Genomic DNA, 16,710 nt, shown 5'->3' on the forward strand with positions numbered 1-16,710 from the left:
CATCGCTGCGCTGGTGGCGACCCTGGCCCTGGCTGGGTGTGGCAGTTCCAGCGGCGCAGACGAGGGGGACGGGGAGCCGTCAGCCGATTGCGCGACTGACTGGGATGCCACCGTGGAAGCGGCCAAAGAGGAAGGGTCCCTGACGTGGTACACGGCCATCCCGTCCGAGGTCGCTGAGGCAGTGGCCGGAGCCTTCGAGGAGAAGTACGGGATCGTCGTCGGCTTCCTCAAGCTGCCGTCGACGAACCTCCTTCAGCGCTACTCGGCAGAAGGAGCTGCTGGGAACATCGGCGGGGACGTGCTCACGCTCTCGGGAGCCGAACTGTTCGCCCAGAGCGAAGCGGCTGAGAAGAACTGGGTGGAGCCCATCGCCGACCTGGGCCTCCCGGCCCTCGAAGCCGAGACCCCGGAGCAGTTCGTCCAGGAGTATGCAGTCACGGTGCAGACCCAGCCCTGGATCTACTCCTACAACACCGACCTGGTTGACGAGGCGCCCACGAGTTGGGAGGACCTCAATGGTCCCGCCCTTGAAGACGCCACCTTCCTGATCCCCGACCCTGCTTCGTCGGCGGCCTACATCGAGTTCTGGGACTACATCGAGAGTGAGTACGGAGCCGACTTCATCAAGGAGTTCGCCGAGAACCACGAGCTCCGGGTCTACGGCAGCGGCGGCGCGGTCATGGAGGCTCTCGCTGCTGGAGAAGGCGGCATCCGAGTTCCCTCCACTGCCAGCTCTGCGGCAGGCGTGATCGATGCGGGTGCTCCGGTCGCCAACGCCATCCCGCCGGCAACCACCGGCGTTGAGATCCAGTCCTTTTCCACGGCGTGTGGCTACAGCCCGAACTCCAACGCGGCGCGGGTCTTTATGGACTACCTCGTGTCGAAGGAGGGCAACACGCTGATGAGCGAGTTCGCCTCGGACGTGTCGATCTACGACGACGCGAACCTTCCTGCGGAGTACAAGGAGCCCAACCTGGATGCGGCTGATCGGGCTGAGGAGATCATGGAGCTGCTTAATCTCGGCAATTGACCGGTCCTTGCTTCGACGTTGTACGTGACGCGGAGGAGAAGGTCGACCCCTTCCCCTCTGCAAACTTGAGGTGAATTGATGGCGACAATGCTGAGCGAACTGGAACGAGAGCCGAGCAAGCAAGACCAGGAGAGTCGCTCGGGACCTCGAGGAGTAGTACGAGACTTGAAGCGAGGCGGTGTCTTCCGCATCGTCGTGACGCTGTTGATGATTGCGTTCGCGGCACTCGTGGCCTACACGCTGGGAAAGGTGCTAGTAGCGCTCTTCGTGACCGACGGCGAGTTCAACGCCACGCCGTTGCGGGAGGCTTTCCAACAACCAGGTCTCGTGGAGCTGCTGTCCAACACGCTCATCATCGTCGTCTCCAGCATGGTGCTGGCGGTCAGCTTCGGCTCCCTGTTCGCCTGGATCGGGGAGCGGACCGACGCTGCGCTACCCCGTCTCAACGCCATCATGCCAATGCTTCCGTTCCTGCTCCCCCCCATTGCAGGTGCGATCGGCTGGACGTTGCTGTTGTCGGACCGGTCGGGGTTCCTGAACGTCCTGGCCCGAACGGCACTGGGATGGGTTGGAGTCGAGATCGAGTCCGGCCCCGTCAACATCTATTCGTGGTGGGGGATGATCTTCCTTTACACCATCTATCAGATCCCGTTCGCCTACCTCATGATCGCCGCCGGGCTTCGAAACGCGGACCCAGCACTTGAGGAGCAAGCACGGGTCTGCGGGTCATCGCCTCTCGCGACCCTGAGGAAGGTCACTATCCCGGTGCTACGTCCGAGCCTGGGGGCCGCAGCTCTCTTCATGGCCTGGTTCGGTTTCTCCTTCTTCTCAGTACCTGTCGTGATCGGAACCCAGAGCGACATTGACGTGCTCTCGGTGCGCATCGTGCAGCTGATGAGTTTCACCTACCCGGCGCAGACCACCCTCGCGCTCGGCCTCAGCACGTTCCTCATGGTCTTCGTAGGTGCCGCTTGGTACATCCAGGGCCGCGTCCTCAAGGGCGGAAGGCACGCGGTTCTAGGTGGGCGCGGCTCGCGTACGGCGACCGTGCGTCTGGGGGTGTGGCGTCGACCGGCGCGGGCGCTGCTCGTCGGCTACGTGGCACTCGCGGTCGTCTTCCCACTGACTGCGCACATCATCGTGGTCCTCAACGGCTTCTGGACGCCGAACATCCAGTGGTCCTCACTCAGCTTGGAGCACCTGCGTGGCTACTTGCTCGAAGACCCGCTCACGCGCGACTCGCTGACCACGAGCCTACGCCTAGCAGCAATCGGTGCGACCGTCGGCATCGCCATCGCCGCCGTCTTCTCGCACCACCTGCAGTCCTCAAGGGGCCTCGGATCCCGCGTCCTCGACGGCGTCATCAAGTTGCCGGCCATCTTCTCCGGCATCGTCGTTGGAACCGGCTGCATCCTTGCTTTCGCAGGCGAGCCATGGAACCTCGGCGGAACAGCACTGATCTTGCTGTTGGCCTACGTCATCCTGTTCACACCTCAAGCCACCGTGGCAGCTGACGCAGCCGCCGCCCAGGTGGGCCGCGAACTGTCGGAAGCCTCCCGAATCTCCGGCGCCGGCGGAGGAAAGACCTTCCGGAAGGTCAACCTACCGCTCATGATCCCAGGACTCGTGGCGGGATGGGGACTGTTGTTCGTGTGGATGGTCGGTGAGCTGGAAGCCTCGTCGATGTTGGCTAGCACCACCACACCGGTAGTCGGATTCCGAATCCTTGACGTCTTCGTCAACGGAGACTTCGCGCTGCTAGCGGCCCTTTCCATAGCGCTCACCGTCATCAACGTCACCGTCCTGACAATCGTCGGCTTCCTGTCCAAGAAGCTCGGCGGGGTCCCGCGCGGCTAGCGCACCGGACGACCGTGATCGCAGAACTTCTCGAAGACAAGGACCAACGATGAACGTGGCACACACCCGGTCTCCCGGCACGCGGCCCACCGAAAGCCAGAACCGGGCCGGAAACACTGCAGAGGCCATCCCGGCCGTCTCGGTGCAGAACCTCAAGAAGTCATTCAAGCGACGTGACGGGGAAGAAGTCCTTGCAGTCGACTCGGTCTCGCTCGATGTCGCCCCCGGCGAGTTCGTTGTACTCCTCGGCCCCAGCGGCTGCGGCAAGAGCACTCTCCTTCGTTGCATCGCCGGCCTGGAGCAGCCCCGGTCGGGGAAGATCGAACTGCACGGTCGGACCAGCTACTCCTCGGAGCAGCGAATCGACGATCCGCCCGAGAAGCGAAGCCTCGGCATGATGTTCCAGTCCTACGCCCTCTGGCCCCACATGACCGTCTTCGATAACGTGGCGTATCCTCTGCGCGCCCGCAAGGTCCCCAAGCAAGAGGTGACCCCCAGGGTCGAGCGGGTCCTGGAGATGATCGGGATTCCAGAGTTGCGCAGGCAGTACCCGGGTCAGATGAGCGGTGGCCAGCAGCAGCGGGTGGCGCTTGCTCGGGCCCTGGTCTCGAACGAGGGGCTCATCCTGTTCGACGAGCCGCTGTCGAATGTGGATGCCAAGGTGCGCGAGCAGTTGCGGCTCGAACTCGTTCTGATGCAGCGCGAGATCGGGTTCGCCGCCATCTATGTCACCCACGACCAAGTCGAGGCGATGGAGTTGGCGGACCGCATCGCAGTCATGCAGAAGGGCAAGGTCGCCCAGTGCGGGACTCCGCGAGAGATCTACGAAAGGCCGGCGAACCAGTACGTCGGCCGCTTCGTGGGAAGCGCGAACGAGCTGCCCGGGCAGGTCAAGGAACTCCTCAGCGGTGACCTCGTCCGGGTCGACACCCAGGTCGGTGCCGTGGTTGCGACGCGTGGCGACAACGACGTCGCCGTGGGCGCGGAGGTGGCTCTGTTGGCCCGTCCGGAGAAGTGCCGATTCGTCAGCCCGAATGATTCGACGCCGAACGTCTTCCAGGGCGTCGTAGCCCAGACGATGTTCCTGGGGACCCACGTGGAGCACCTGGTCAGGCTGGCAGGTTCGGACATCACGCTCCTCGTCCGCCAGCCTGAGGGCCACGTAGACGCTCCCGCTCTGGATGACCGGGTACTGGTGGCCGTTCAGCCCGAACACCTTCGTGCATTGAGCAGGTGACGGCGACGTGTTCGTCAGTGCATTGGCTGGCAAGCAGCCGAAGCAGGTCGAGTTCCACGGAGAGCGCTTCGGTCACACGGACCTGATCACATCCGGTGAAGGTGATCGCGCCCCGCACGCCTTCGTCGTGGATCAGCCACCGGAAGCCCGGATTCCGACTCACTTCCACGCCATCGACCAGTTCCAGGTGTTCATCGCGGGTGGAGGAACCATCGGCCGCAAGCCGATCGAGCCCGTCACCGTGCACTACACCAACGCCTACACCGGTTACGGGCCAATCATCGCGGGACCAGAGGGGCTGAGGTATCTGACTCTTCGGCCGCGCCACCGGGCGGAGTCGAGGGCCCAAGTGCTACCGGATCAGAAGCAGGCCCAGAATGCGGCGCCACGACGTCACCGGCTCGGCGCGGTCGTGATGGACAAGCCTGGTCCTCGTACGACAGTCGATGAGCAGGTGATTCTTCCCCGTGAAGAGGACGGACTATTTGCGGCTTCGCTGAGTGTCCCCCCGGGACACATCGTCAAGCTGCCGGACTGTGCGGGGATGGGGCGTTTCGTGCTAGTGCTTGCTGGGTCGGTCGCTGTGGGAGGGACCGTCTCGGACGCTCTGTCGTGCGTCTTTGCGTTTCCCGAAGAGCGGCCCGTGTTGGAGGCCGGCAGCGAGGGTGCCGAACTAGTGGTCCTGGACTACCCCACGCAGTCCTGACGCGTGTGACGCCGGGGGCAGCAGAGGCCCTTCCTGAACGGATTGGCTACCGCCAGTCGATGACCTCCGAAAGCAGCCCCGGCATGTTGTCCACGACGGCAAGCTGGAAGTAGTGCGCCATGTGATCGCGCATCAGTTCCGCCGCGCCGGTCGCGTCACCGTTGAAGATCGCAGACGCGATGTCCTGGTGTGCCGCGACGACCTGTTCGCGTGTCTCATCCGAGAAGCTGACCTCGCGGACGCGCTCGACGTACATGTCCTTGATCGAGCGCGCCAGCAGATTCAGGACTCGATTGTCAGACAGCCCAGTGATGATGTCGTGGAAGTCGCGAACTCCGGAGTCGTCCTCGGGGCCGTGCTCGACGCTGCGGCGAAGTTGCTCCATTAACGCGGGATCCCGGGACAGCGCCGCATGCGCCGCCATCTGCGCTTCCAGCGACATGCGCGCATCGAACAGCTCCTCGATCGTGGCTCCCGCCCGGTGGAAGAACATCGAGGAGACGCGCGCGAAGTCGCGAGTGGTGGCTTCACTCACAACAGGTCCGCCCCCTACTCCCGGCCTGATCCGGATGAACCCCTGGAACTCCAGCAGCCGCAGCGCCTCCCGCAGCGATCCGCGAGCCACCCCGTACTTCTCGAGCATCACTGCTTCGGAGGGAAGACGGGCGCCCGCCTCCAGCCCTTGGGCTGCCATCTCGTTGAGGACACGCCGAGCCACTATCTCGGAGACCTTGGCGGGCCGCGGAGTGTCACTGGTCGTGCCCTGCGTCGTGTCCATCGGACTCCCTGCTGCTGACTTGTTCGCCGATGCGGCGCATCTTCCCACGCCCCGATATCCATGATAAGCATTACCAGAGATTCAGGAAGGTTGAGGAGGGATACATGGACGTCGTCACAGACACCCGGGCTTCAGTCGACATCGCCATCGTGGGGGCCGGACCAGTAGGGCTGTACGCGGCCTACTACGCCGGATTCCGGGGACTGAGCTGCGCCGTCATCGACAGCCTCACCGAAATCGGGGGACAGGTGTCCGCGCTCTACCCCGAGAAGCTGATCGAGGATGTCGCTGGCCTCCCATCCGTCAAGGGCGGCGACCTCATCAGTGCCCTGCAACGTCAGGCAGAGCGATTCCAGCCCCGCTACGTGCTCGGGACCACGGCCAAGACCGTCACTCCTGTCGCAGGCGGACTGGCCATCGGCACGGACACCGGCACCACCATCCGCTGTGGCGCCATGATCATCGCCGGCGGGATCGGTCGCTTCACCCCTCGACCCCTCCCGGTGGGCGACGACTTCCTGGGTCGCGGGCTGTCCTACTTCGTCAAGGACCCGACGGAGCTCGCCGGCTCCGACGTCCTCGTAGTCGGCGGCGGTGACAGCGCGTTCGACTGGGCGATTGCTGCCCGCACGGTCGATGCCCGCGTCACCCTCGTGCACAGGCGCGACCGGTTCCGTGCCCACGCAGCCTCGGTGAGCAGAGCCCACGACCTCGGAGTTGAGGTGCTCACCTTCCACGAGGTGACGGCTCTCGACGGGACGGACCGCGTGACTGCCGCACACGTCATGGATGTGCAGACCGACGAGGTTCGAACGGTCAAGGCTGACCACGTCGTCGCCGCACTCGGGTTCACCGCCAACCTCTCCGACATGCAGACCTGGGGACTCACGTTCAAGGACCGGCACGTGGTGGTCGACACCACCATGGCCACCGGAGTCGAGCGCATCTGGGCGGCCGGCGACCTAACGGACTATCCCGGCAAGGTCCGACTCATCTCCGTCGGGTTCGGCGAAGCCGCCACCGCTGTCAACAACGCCGCCGCCTTCCTCGACCCCACGCTCGACATCTTCCCCGGCCACTCCACCGACACCTCAGCCGCCAGGTCGAACGCCGCTGCCCTGGCGCCCACCCCGTAGGAGCAAGTCATGCCATTCGTCATCTCCGAACCATGCATCGATGTGATGGACCGCGCGTGCGTGGAGGAGTGTCCAGTGGACTGCATCTATCAAGGCAACCGAAAGCTGTACGTCAACCCCGACGAGTGCATCGACTGCGGAGCCTGCGAAACCGTCTGCCCCGTGGACGCGATAACCGCCGACCGCACCACCCCCGCCGAGCGCATGCCCCACCTGGCAGACAACCGGGCCTTCTTCGAAGTAGTCCTCCCGGGCCGCGACGTCCCGCTCGGCAATCCAGGCGGCGCATCGGCACTGGGCCCGGTCGGGGTCGACACCCCGTTCGTCACCTCACTGCTCCCCTCCTGACCGCCCTCACCCCATAGCCGCCGCGTGCGCCATCCGCATTGGAGACGACAATGACCACCGAGCTTCCCTCAATCATCAGCACCGCCGGATCTGAGCCCTTCGCCTACTTCGACGAGCTGAGAGCCGCCGACCCGGTGCACTGGGACGAAGGCATGCGGGCATGGGTGGTCACCGACTTCGAGCTCGCGAAGGACGTGATGCGCCGGGACAAGAAGGACTTCCGGCATCCGTTCGCCGACATGATGACCGAGGCTATGATCGCCATCGAAGGCGGACCTAGGGCCCGCAACTTCCAGCACGGAGAGACGCATCTGCGGATGCACCGATGGATCCTCTCCGAGTTCCACCCACGCCGTGTAGATGCGTGGCGCAGCACCATGATCCGGCCGGTGGCCGACCACCTGCTCAGCAGGTTCGCCCACCGTGGCTCAGCAGACCTGATGCGAGACCTCGCCGACCCGCTGCCCGTCCGGGTGATGGCTGCCGTCATGGGACTCCCGTGGCAGGACGACGACTGGATCAACGAGTGCAAGCACCTCATGGACGCCAAGCTGGAGTACCTCCAGCATCAAGGCCAGGACGAGGATCCCGGACTCGCCGCACGCACCATCGAGGCGATGCGGAAGTTCGACGACCTCCTGCGCCCCTACGTGCAGGAACGTCGCAACTCCGCTGAGGACGACTTCATCAGTCGCACCTGGCGCGACGGCACGACCATGATCGAGGACTGGGCTGAGCGAGACACCCTGGGCATGGTGACCGGAATGTTCTTCGCTGGCAGCGACACCACCATGCACACGTTGGCGAACGCGTTCGTGCTGCTCCTGACCGACGGGAAGTTGGCGCACGACGTACGCACCGGGGGCGACCAGGCCATCGAGAGATTCGCCGAGGAGGCCCTGCGATTGCACGGCGCCGTCCAGTTCCGGCTGCGCAAGGCCAATCACGACACCGAGATCGGCGGTGTCGTGATCGCGAAGGATGAAACCGTTCTGAATCTCCATGCAGCCGCCAACCGCGACAGCTCCCAGTTCGCGTGCCCGCATCAGGCCAAGCTCGACCGTGAACAGCCTCGAAGGCCGCAAGACCATCTCGCGTTCAGCTTCGGACCACGCTCGTGCGCTGGTGCAGCACTGGCCCGGGCCGAGGTGCAGGAGACCGTGAAGGCGGTGCTGGAGTGGTTCCCCGACCTCCGCTTGGCTGCGCACGAGGCCCCCATCGGCGACTACGAAGGGTTCGCGCTCCGGTCCTACTCCAAGGTGGACGTGGAGTTCACCCCAGTGGTCCGGCCCGCTATCGCGCCCACCACCGAGGAGCGCGTCGTTGATGTCCAGTGACCACAACGAGGCCACGTTCCCCAGCAGCGAATCGCCGGCCATCGCTACCCGCCACTCGTTCGCCGCACGAACCGGCGAGAACTCGAACCCAGGACTGAGTTCTACCGTGGAGGTAATCCCATGATCGTCGTCATCGGCCTGGGAAACCTGGGGTTGGCGTTCGCGTCCCGTCTCCACCAGTCCGTCGGCCACACCGTAGGTGTGGACCCCGACGGTTCTGCACGCGCAGCGTTCGAGGCGGACGGCGGAGCCACGGCATCTTCGCTGGCGGACCTCGACTGGAGCGACGTCGACACGGTCTTCGTTGTGGTGCGCACGGTCGCCCAAGCGTTGACGGTCGTTGACGAAATCGGCACTCGCCGCGCCGGCTACGCGGACGCGACGGCGACACGAGTGTTCGTGGTGACTACGATGGATCCGGAATCAGCCGGGCAACTCACGAGCCGGCCGGGCATCCGCGTGATGGAGTCGCCCATCTCCGGTGGCAGCGACGGCACACTGGCCGGCAGCCTGACCGTGCTGCTGGGCGGTCCGGTCGAGGCCGACGACGTTACCTTCCTGGAGAGCACGGTTGCCGGGACAGTCGTGAGGTTCACGGAGCTGGGGCACGCCACGCTGGCCAAGTTGATCAATAACGCGGTCATGGCAGCCAACGCCCTCATCGTCGCCAACGCCCTTGAAGTGGCACGCATCCAAGGGCTCGACCTGGCTTCCTTCTACTCCGTCCTCAAGGTTTCCTCGGGTGGTAGCCGTGCCGCCCAGAAGTTCGTCAACCTGGACGCCCCGCTGCTGGAAAAGGACGCTCGGCTACTGCTCCAGGCCAGTTCGCGGTCCCAATGGCCTTCTCTTTGGTCCCAACTCCTCGGGCATGCCGAAACGCTCAGCGCGCACCTCGATGGCGCCCGGCAGAGCCTCGCGCCTCACGAGTGACTCGAGGTCCTCGATGACCTGTTGAGGTCAGGCTCGGGCGTGGCTCCAGACAGACATGGCTCATCGTGGGCAGCACGCCGCTGCGGCCGAGCCTGCGCGAATCCCGAAGACGGCTGAACTCGTGTTCACGAGCCCACCGACGTAGCGGTCCCCGATGACGCCCCCTGTGGTCTCGCCAGCCGCGAACAACCCTGGGATCGCGCCACCGGCCACATCCAAGACGTGTCCGTCAGGGTCTATGCGAAGGCCGCCGGAAGTCAACACAAGGACGCGCGGCGTCACTCGCACGGCGTAGAAGGGTGCGGTTGAGACGGGGGCCAGGTGATCTCGGCGCTTCTCCCAATCGGTGTCCTGGTGTCGAGCGGCGAGGTCGTTGTACCGCCGAACCGTGTGCACCACGGCGTCAGGACGCACACCAATGCTTTGCGCCAGAGCCGCGATGGACGTCGCCGTGTGCGTCGCGGTCGGCAACGGCGAGGTGAACCTCTCTCGGGTCCACGAACGATCTTTCCCTCCGGGGTCGCGGCCAGGGAAGCTGCGACGTATGGGCTCATCGAAGAGCGCCCACGCTGCTCCGTCGGGCTGCGCGGCAACGATTCCAGGGCTCACTGAGTAGGGAAGATCCTCGGCCATGAACCGATGGCCGTGGGCGTTCACCAAGATCAGCGAGGGAGGTAGCGCAGGTTCGTTGACCGTGGCGAATAAGGGAGCCAGCAGGAGCAGTCCTCGATCCTGTCCAGAGAACTGAGCCCCCACGTCCATCCCCATCCGGATGCCATCGCCCTGGTTCGAGTCCGCACCGACGTAGTGGAGGGCCTGGCCCAGCTCGGCGGCTGATGGGTAGAACCGACGCAGAAGGTCAGGGGCATTGCCGTATCCGCCGGTAGCAAGGACCACAGCCGAGGCGGCGATCACTTGGTCCCCAACTCGAACGCCTGCCACGCGGCCGGACTGAGCCACGAGGCCCGTCACTCGGGTGCCGGTGCGGATCGTTGCCGGCGTCGTCCGCAGGTGGGCTGCCAATGGGTCCACCAATCCCGGCCCGCGCCCCGTGGCTCGATGACTGCGCCCGGGATCCCCGGGCGCCGCCGAGTAGAGGTTGTCGGCGGCGAAGTGGACACCCCGCTGGATGAGCCAGTCGAGTGCGGGTGCGGCGTCCTCAGCGAGGGTGCGCAACACCGCGGGCTCCAAGCGATACTGGTTGAGCAGGAGATACCACTGAACGAGCCGTCCCGGCTCGTCGACGATGCCGGCTGTCGCTTGAATCGAAGTGCCCGCCGCGTAGATCACGCCACCGAGAGTCCTGGTGCTTCCTCCCAGCTCGCCGTCCGCTTCCAGAAGGACAGTGCGGCACCCTGACTCGGCCGCAACCGTGGCGGCACACAGACCCGCAAGGCCGCCGCCGACCACGACCACGTCGTACTCAGAGGCCACGTTGCCCTTCCCCGTCACGTGTGTGGTCCGAAGTTCAAGCCGCCGAGTGAACTGCCACGCGTGATGTCCTCTCGCGCTCGCAGATGGCCCAGATGCTGTTGCATCTCGTCCCTGGCGCGCGAAGTGTCCCGGGCCTCGATCGCAGCTGCGATCCGGCGGTGGTCCTCCAGCACCCGCTGGTAGTAGTCCGCGTCGCGCTCTCTGGATCGGAAGTGGTTGTGGATCACGATAGATACCGGCTCGGCGAACAGCTGCAGCATCCGGTTGCCGGTCGCCTCCACGATTTCGTAGTGGAACGCGAGGTTGGTATCGATCTGGCTGGCCGTCGGCGTCTCACCCGGCGCGATGTCGGGGATATGCGACCACAGCTTCTCTACCTGGACGGGGGTGCGCCTGGTGGCGGCAAGCCAAGCAGCTGACACCTCCAGCAACTCCTCCACCTCTTCCATTTCCTGGACGGTGCAGCCGTGTTGAGAGGCAAGGATCTCCATGTCTTCACTCAACATCCGGATCACGTCGTGGTGCCCTACTCGCCGCACCGTGCTTCCGCCTGAGGTCCCACGAGTCGTCTGGATGAGTCCTTGAGCGGCGAGCACGCGAAGCGCTTCGCGAATCGACGCGCGCCCCACGCCGAGCGTGCTGGCCAAGTCGATCTCGCCCGGCAGGCGTGATCCAACCGGGTATCGGCCAGCCAGGATCTCGGCCCGCAGTTGGCGGGCGATGGCCAAGTACCTCAGTGACGCAGCTGGGCTCGTCGTAGCCAGTTCCGGGGAAACCACGGGCCTCCTTGGAGTGATTTCGAGGAATTGTAGCCAACCTCGTGACAACCAGACCCAAATGTCGGACACTACACCCAATACATGCGGCCTTTGGAGTGGTGACGTGACGGAGACACTGCAGACGGAGGAGGCGGCCGTCTGGCCCCTCGCCCCCACCGAGGCCGGCCCGACCTTTGGACGCCGGCACCTGGACGGGCTGGCCGGGAAGACCGTCGCGTTCATCTGGGACGACCTGTTCCGAGGCGACGACATGTTCGACGCCTTCGAAGAGCAGGCAAAGGCCAACGGGGTTGAGTTCCGTCGCATCCCTCACACGACATTCGGTGACCTGCACGGCCCTCACGAGCGCGAGGTCGTGGCCCGCATCCCCGACCTCCTCAAGGAGCATGGAGTCGATGCCGCAATCGTGGGTGTGGGCGCCTGTGGCTCCTGCACGCCAGCCGTGATCCGCGCCTGTCAGGCTGTCGAGGAGGCGGGAGTTCCCGCCATGGCTCTGGTCTCGTCCGGTTTCATGCGGCAGGCCACCGCCACCGCACGCGCAGTCGGTCTCGAGAAGCTTTGGATCGCCGAGTACCCCGGTGTCATCGCCGTAGACACCGACGAGACCTTCGACGCTAAGGTCAAAGAGCATGTCGTGCCGAGCTTGTTCGACGGGTTCGAACGCTTGGCTGAAGGCTATGACGTGGACGCCAAACGTGGCGATGCCGAGCCGGGCATGCGGGACATCCTGATCCGAGGAACACTGGAAGAGGTGCAGGACTACTTCGACGAACGCCAGTGGAGCGACGGCCTGCCGATCGTGCCGCCGACCATCGAAAGGGTTGAACGGTTCCTCGCCTTTACTGACCGTGATCCGCTCGAACGGCTTGGCGTGATGCTTCCGGCGCGTCGGGCCGTCACGGTCTGGTCCGTCGCCGTCAACGGGGTGATGGCAGGGTGCCGCCCGGAGCACATGCCGATCCTGCTTGCCGTCGCAGAGGTCATGGCTGACCCCGGCTGGCGCCTCGAGGATGCCGGGTGCACACCTGGTTGGGAACCCCTGATCCTTATCAGCGGTCCCCTCACCCGTGCGTTCGGATTCAACAACGGCGCCGGAATGATGAGGGTCGGCAACCGCGCCAACGCGACCATCGGTCGGTTCGGGCGATTGATCATGCGCAATCTCGCGGGGTTCCTGACTCCGCCGGGGGACACGGACAAGGCCGCCATCGGTAGGACGTTCAACGTCGCCATGGTCGAGAACGACGACCATACAGAGGCAATTGGTTGGAAGACCAGCCGCGAAGAAGCCGGCTACGACAAGAGCGACACCGTCGTCAGCGTCCAGAGCTGCGTCGCCATCAGCGGACCTGCCTACACCGGAGGCCCAGCCGACGAACAGCTGGCCATGCTTGCCCGGTACACCGCCGACACGATCGGCCCTTGGGCGTTCACGAACATTTACTACCGCGGGCACAGCGCCCTGGTTCTCATGAGTCCCAGCGTTGCCGAATCACTCACCCTTGCCGGACACACGAAGGGCTCGATCCGGCAGTACCTGGTCGAACACGCCACGATGGACGTGCGCGGGATGGAAGCGCAGGCACGGATGGCACGCGGCAACGACTTCTCGTTCCGTGAACTCTCCGCGAAGGGCCTCCTGCCCGACACGTTCCCCACCGATGCAGACGACGATACTCAGGTGGGAGTGCTGGCCGGACCCGAGAACATTCGGATCGTGCTGGGTGGCGACCCCGGTAGGAACCAGAACCGCATCTACTGGAACAACCACGAACAGGGCCTGCCTCTGCACCGCCGTGTCGAATGCAACGCGCACCTGCTTGATTTCCTAGCGGCCGCTGGGGGTGCCGGTGGCCGTTGACCCGGACCGAGTCGCCGACCTGGTTGTCATCGGAGGCGGACCAGCCGGACTTGCCTGCGCCGATGAGGCCACTCGACTGGGTCTCCGAACCGTCCTTGTCGAAGGGCTGGCCCTGGGTGGCGAGCTGAACACGATCAGCACCGTGAATGGACTGGTGCCCTCTCGCGTCGACGTGGAAGGACCGGACCTCGCGGCTGACCTCATCGAGAGGATCCTCGACGCTGGGGTCGACGTCGTCTACGAGCAGGCCCAAACACTGCAGATCATCGATGGCCACTGGATCGTCAACGAAGGCACAGTTCAGGCCAGCGCCCTCGTGATGGCGACAGGCCGCGAACACGATCTCGACGGCGTGCCCGGCGCTGCTGCCCTCCATGGACGAGGTGTCTCGACTTGCAGCTCTTGCGACGGACCATTGTTCAAGAACAAGGATGTCCTTGTGCTTGGGGGCGGACGAGATGCCGCCGCCATGGTGCAAGATCTGCAAGGTCTCGTCACCTCGGTGGCCGTCCTGCCCCGCCAGCCGCTGTCGAAGACCGATCACACATTCCTCGACCCCACTGGCGTAGAGGTCTGGTCGCCTACCGACCGCGTCCGGCTGACCGCGGGTGAGGACGGAAGAACTGTTGTCCTCAACTCCGCCGGAGAGGAGATCGTTCGAAAGGACGGCATTTTCCTCGCGATCGAGCGCCGCCCTCGAAATGAACTGCTGTCAGTTTTCGAGCCGAGGGGCGGCAGTGCCCTGCCGTTTCGGACCCAGGCCGGCGACGTGCGGGCCGAATCGTCACAAACGGTCACCGCCGCGATCGGTGAAGGCGTCACTGCCGCCTGGTCAGCCATGAGAGCGCTGGCAAATGCTTCCCACTGAACATAAGGATTGGCAAGCGTGGACAAGGTCGTGAAGTCCGCCGCAGAAGCGGTGGCTGACATCAACAACGGATCGACACTGTCGGTCGGCGGATTCGGGTTGTGCGGCATCCCCTCTGTGCTGATCGAGGCGCTGCTGGAGTCCGGCGCCACGGACTTGGAGGCGGTCTCGAACAACTGCGGCGTCGACGACTGGGGCCTGGGGCGGTTGCTGATGGCGAAGCGGCTGCGCCGGATGATCGCGTCGTACGTGGGGGAGAACAAGGAGTTCGCGCGGCAGTACCTTTCCGGCGAGCTCGAGGTGGAGCTGACCCCGCAGGGCACCCTCGCCGAGCGGATGCGGGCCGGCGGGTCGGGCATCCCCGCGTTCTACACCGCGACCGGCGGGGGCACCCAGGTCGCGGAGGGCGGCCTGCCGTGGCGGTACGACGCCGACGGCAACGTGGTTGTCTCCTCGCCGCCCAAGGACACCCGCACCTTCGAGACCCACGACGGTCCGAAGGAGTTCGTGCTGGAGGAGGCGATCGTGGCCGACTTCGGGCTGGTGCGGGCCTGGAAGGGCGACCGGCACGGCAACCTCGTCTACCGCGACTCCGCCCGGAACTTCAACCCGCTCGCCGCGATGTGCGGGCGGATCACGATCGCCGAGGTCGAGGAGCTGGTCGAGCCCGGTGAGCTGGACCCCAACCACGTCCACACCCCCGGCGTCTTCGTGCAGCGCGTGATCGCGCTGACCCCCGAGCAGGCAGCCGACAAGCGGATCGAGCGTGTGACGACCCGTCCGCGTCCATCCGCCGACGAGAACGGGAGCAACTGACATGGGGTGGACGCGTGAGGAGATGGCCGCGCGGGCGGCCGCGGAGCTGAGCGACGGCTCCTACGTCAACTTGGGCATCGGGCTGCCGACGCTGGTGCCCAACTACGTCGCCGACGACGTCGAGCTGGTGCTCCAGTCCGAGAACGGCATCCTCGGCGTCGGCCCGTACCCGGTCGAGGGCGAGGAGGACCCGGACCTGATCAACGCCGGCAAGGAGACGGTCACGGTGCGCCGCGGTGCGTCGTACTTCGACTCCGCGACGTCGTTCGGGTTGATCCGCGGCGGCAAGATCGACGCCGCGATCCTCGGCGCGATGCAGGTCTCCAAGGACGGCGACATCGCCAACTGGATGATCCCCGGCAAGATGGTCAAGGGGATGGGCGGCGCGATGGACCTGGTCCACGGCGCCAAGCGGGTGATCGTGCTGATGGAGCACGTCGCCAAGGACGGCTCGATGAAGATCCTCAACGAGTGCGATCTGCCGTATACCGGGAAGCGGGTGGTGCAGCGGATCATCACCGACCTCGCCGTCATTGACGTCATTGATCCTGCGACCGGCAGAATCGCCGCCCCCGGCACGCCCGGCGACCGGTCGCTCAGACTGGTTGAGCTAGCGCCAGGAACAACGGTCGAAGAGGTCCAAACCAAGACAGGGCCGCAGCTGCTGACCTAGTCCGGGCAACGCCACGCGTGCGACTGTCCTGCGCCATCGGCATGTGCGGCGAGGGCTACACCTGCCACACGACGACCTGGTCCATCACCTCAGGCGTCCTAGCGAACTGCATGTCCGAGATCTCCTTGAGATGCTTCGCCATCGTTCTCTCCGCGAGTTCACCGTCTCCAGCCAAGATGGCCTCACCAATGCGACGATGCACTTCTCGGCTCGTGTGGCGAGCCTCGCTCGGAAGGATGCCGCCGCCAAAGATTCGGGTCGTGTAGACCGTGCGCAGAGCGCGACCCAACAGGTCCAACACCCGGTTTCCGGATAGCCCGCTGACCGCGTAGTGGAACTCGTTGGACAGTCTCAGGTACTCCTCGTCATCCATCGAGGCCTGCTGTTCGCGAGCCATGACATCGCGAAGCTCGGCCATCTGAACAGGGTCTTGACGTTCGGCGGCCAACCGGGCTGAAGCCGGCTCCATCACACAGCGCGCCTCCGCGATCTCGCTCACGGTGGCTCCGGTGGAGTGGAAGTAGAACAGCAACGTGCGTGCGAGATCTTCGGGGTGGATCGCGTTGACCACCGGGCCCCCGCCCAACCCTTGCCGGATGGAGATGAGGCCGTACGACTCCAGAATTCGCAGCGCCTCGCGCAGGCTTGCTCTGCCGACGTCGAACTCCTCCAGCATCGCCGATTCGGTGGGAAGCCGGTCACCGGCCTTGAGTCCGCGAGCGACTACGTCCCGAACTATCTCGGCTGCGACGTACTGGGAGAGCTTGGCACCGCGACGGGCGGAGTTCGTGCGACCCCGGCGTTGGGGTCCGGTCACCGACCAATCCACGCCGGGCCTAGCAGGCTCTGCGGGCCGGCCGGGTTCGGAAGTGTTTGCTTCGATACTCATCTCACCACTTCTCGGCCAACCGGCATGCGAA

The 16,710-nt window shown here is 65.1% G+C and carries 16 protein-coding genes; 12 read left to right on the forward strand and 4 right to left on the reverse strand.

Annotated features, from left to right (window positions below):
* The 4 genes from ACYQ0U_RS20475 to ACYQ0U_RS20490 form a co-directional block, all read left to right on the forward strand.
* Window positions 1–1,030, forward strand: a 1,030-nt coding sequence (locus ACYQ0U_RS20475) for an ABC transporter substrate-binding protein (protein ID WP_459975734.1), incomplete at its 5' end; no start/stop codon positions are given.
* A gap of 78 nt (window positions 1,031–1,108) precedes the next feature.
* On the forward strand, window positions 1,109–2,887 hold the full coding sequence (locus ACYQ0U_RS20480; RefSeq protein WP_459975735.1) for an ABC transporter permease: 1,779 nt from the start codon (window positions 1,109–1,111) through the stop codon (window positions 2,885–2,887).
* A 49-nt stretch (window positions 2,888–2,936) separates the two neighbouring features.
* Window positions 2,937–4,124, forward strand: a complete 1,188-nt coding sequence (locus ACYQ0U_RS20485) for an ABC transporter ATP-binding protein (RefSeq protein WP_459975736.1) — start codon at window positions 2,937–2,939, stop codon at window positions 4,122–4,124.
* A 7-nt stretch (window positions 4,125–4,131) separates the two neighbouring features.
* Complete coding sequence (locus ACYQ0U_RS20490; protein WP_459975737.1) at window positions 4,132–4,830, forward strand: hypothetical protein; 699 nt, start codon at window positions 4,132–4,134, stop codon at window positions 4,828–4,830.
* 46 nt (window positions 4,831–4,876) lie between these two features.
* On the opposite strand, the gene ACYQ0U_RS20495 is transcribed toward ACYQ0U_RS20490, so the two are convergent.
* Window positions 4,877–5,608, reverse strand: a complete 732-nt coding sequence (locus ACYQ0U_RS20495; protein WP_459975738.1) for a FadR/GntR family transcriptional regulator — start codon at window positions 5,606–5,608, stop codon at window positions 4,877–4,879.
* Window positions 5,609–5,637: 29 nt separating this feature from the next.
* Between ACYQ0U_RS20495 and ACYQ0U_RS20500 the strand changes: the two genes are divergently transcribed.
* The 4 genes from ACYQ0U_RS20500 (at window position 5,638) to ACYQ0U_RS20515 (ending at window position 9,359) form a co-directional block, all read left to right on the forward strand.
* Window positions 5,638–6,744: an NAD(P)/FAD-dependent oxidoreductase gene (locus ACYQ0U_RS20500; RefSeq protein WP_459975739.1), complete on the forward strand. Its 1,107-nt coding sequence runs from the start codon at window positions 5,638–5,640 to the stop codon at window positions 6,742–6,744.
* 9 nt (window positions 6,745–6,753) lie between these two features.
* Entirely contained in the window at window positions 6,754–7,092 is a 339-nt protein-coding gene (gene fdxA, locus ACYQ0U_RS20505) for a ferredoxin (protein ID WP_459975740.1), read from the forward strand.
* Window positions 7,093–7,244: 152 nt separating this feature from the next.
* A complete protein-coding gene (locus ACYQ0U_RS20510) occupies window positions 7,245–8,429 on the forward strand; it encodes a cytochrome P450 (protein WP_459975766.1) in 1,185 nt (394 codons plus the stop codon).
* A gap of 120 nt (window positions 8,430–8,549) precedes the next feature.
* The gene (locus ACYQ0U_RS20515; RefSeq protein ID WP_459975741.1) at window positions 8,550–9,359 is read left to right on the forward strand and encodes an NAD(P)-binding domain-containing protein; all 810 of its coding nucleotides are present in this window, start codon (window positions 8,550–8,552) and stop codon (window positions 9,357–9,359) included.
* Between the two features lie 60 nt (window positions 9,360–9,419).
* Here the strand turns inward: ACYQ0U_RS20515 and ACYQ0U_RS20520 are convergent, their stop codons facing one another.
* Both ACYQ0U_RS20520 and ACYQ0U_RS20525 read right to left on the reverse strand, forming a co-directional pair.
* The gene (locus tag ACYQ0U_RS20520) at window positions 9,420–10,811 is read right to left on the reverse strand and encodes an FAD-dependent oxidoreductase (RefSeq protein ID WP_459975742.1); all 1,392 of its coding nucleotides are present in this window, start codon (window positions 10,809–10,811) and stop codon (window positions 9,420–9,422) included.
* A complete protein-coding gene (locus tag ACYQ0U_RS20525; protein ID WP_459975743.1) occupies window positions 10,808–11,521 on the reverse strand; it encodes a FadR/GntR family transcriptional regulator in 714 nt (237 codons plus the stop codon). Before ACYQ0U_RS20525 ends, ACYQ0U_RS20520 begins: the two co-directional genes overlap by 4 nt.
* A 154-nt stretch (window positions 11,522–11,675) precedes the next feature.
* Between ACYQ0U_RS20525 and ACYQ0U_RS20530 the strand changes: the two genes are divergently transcribed.
* From ACYQ0U_RS20530 to ACYQ0U_RS20545, 4 genes are read left to right on the forward strand one after another with little or no spacing between them, the layout of a single operon-like run.
* On the forward strand, window positions 11,676–13,433 hold the full coding sequence (locus ACYQ0U_RS20530; protein WP_459975744.1) for a UGSC family (seleno)protein: 1,758 nt from the start codon (window positions 11,676–11,678) through the stop codon (window positions 13,431–13,433).
* Window positions 13,423–14,301, forward strand: a complete 879-nt coding sequence (locus tag ACYQ0U_RS20535) for an NAD(P)/FAD-dependent oxidoreductase (protein WP_459975745.1) — start codon at window positions 13,423–13,425, stop codon at window positions 14,299–14,301. The genes ACYQ0U_RS20530 and ACYQ0U_RS20535 overlap by 11 nt, the downstream gene beginning before the upstream one ends.
* 18 nt (window positions 14,302–14,319) lie before the next feature.
* The gene (locus ACYQ0U_RS20540; RefSeq protein ID WP_459975746.1) at window positions 14,320–15,117 is read left to right on the forward strand and encodes a CoA transferase subunit A; all 798 of its coding nucleotides are present in this window, start codon (window positions 14,320–14,322) and stop codon (window positions 15,115–15,117) included.
* Window position 15,118: 1 nt separating this feature from the next.
* Window positions 15,119–15,790, forward strand: coding sequence for a 3-oxoacid CoA-transferase subunit B (locus ACYQ0U_RS20545; protein WP_459975747.1), 672 nt, complete (start codon window positions 15,119–15,121; stop codon window positions 15,788–15,790).
* A 55-nt stretch (window positions 15,791–15,845) separates the two neighbouring features.
* On the opposite strand, the gene ACYQ0U_RS20550 is transcribed toward ACYQ0U_RS20545, so the two are convergent.
* On the reverse strand, window positions 15,846–16,679 hold the full coding sequence (locus tag ACYQ0U_RS20550; protein WP_459975748.1) for a FadR/GntR family transcriptional regulator: 834 nt from the start codon (window positions 16,677–16,679) through the stop codon (window positions 15,846–15,848).
* Window positions 16,680–16,710: the final 31 nt, after the last annotated feature.

This window comes from Nocardioides pyridinolyticus (genome assembly GCF_054653575.1).

Excerpts from the sequence above, each read along its gene's own strand:
- ACYQ0U_RS20480 (WP_459975735.1), top strand. The coding sequence starts at position 1,109 with ATGGCGACAATGCTGAGCGAACTGGAACGAGAGCCGAGCAAGCAAGAC.
- ACYQ0U_RS20550 (WP_459975748.1), bottom strand. The coding sequence starts at position 16,679 with ATGAGTATCGAAGCAAACACTTCCGAACCCGGCCGGCCCGCAGAGCCT.
- ACYQ0U_RS20510 (WP_459975766.1), top strand. The coding sequence starts at position 7,245 with ATGCGGGCATGGGTGGTCACCGACTTCGAGCTCGCGAAGGACGTGATG.
- ACYQ0U_RS20545 (WP_459975747.1), top strand. The coding sequence starts at position 15,119 with ATGGGGTGGACGCGTGAGGAGATGGCCGCGCGGGCGGCCGCGGAGCTG.
- ACYQ0U_RS20500 (WP_459975739.1), top strand. The coding sequence starts at position 5,638 with ATGCGGCGCATCTTCCCACGCCCCGATATCCATGATAAGCATTACCAG.
- ACYQ0U_RS20485 (WP_459975736.1), top strand. The coding sequence starts at position 2,937 with ATGAACGTGGCACACACCCGGTCTCCCGGCACGCGGCCCACCGAAAGC.
- fdxA (WP_459975740.1), top strand. The coding sequence starts at position 6,754 with ATGCCATTCGTCATCTCCGAACCATGCATCGATGTGATGGACCGCGCG.
- ACYQ0U_RS20515 (WP_459975741.1), top strand. The coding sequence starts at position 8,550 with ATGATCGTCGTCATCGGCCTGGGAAACCTGGGGTTGGCGTTCGCGTCC.
- ACYQ0U_RS20495 (WP_459975738.1), bottom strand. The coding sequence starts at position 5,608 with ATGGACACGACGCAGGGCACGACCAGTGACACTCCGCGGCCCGCCAAG.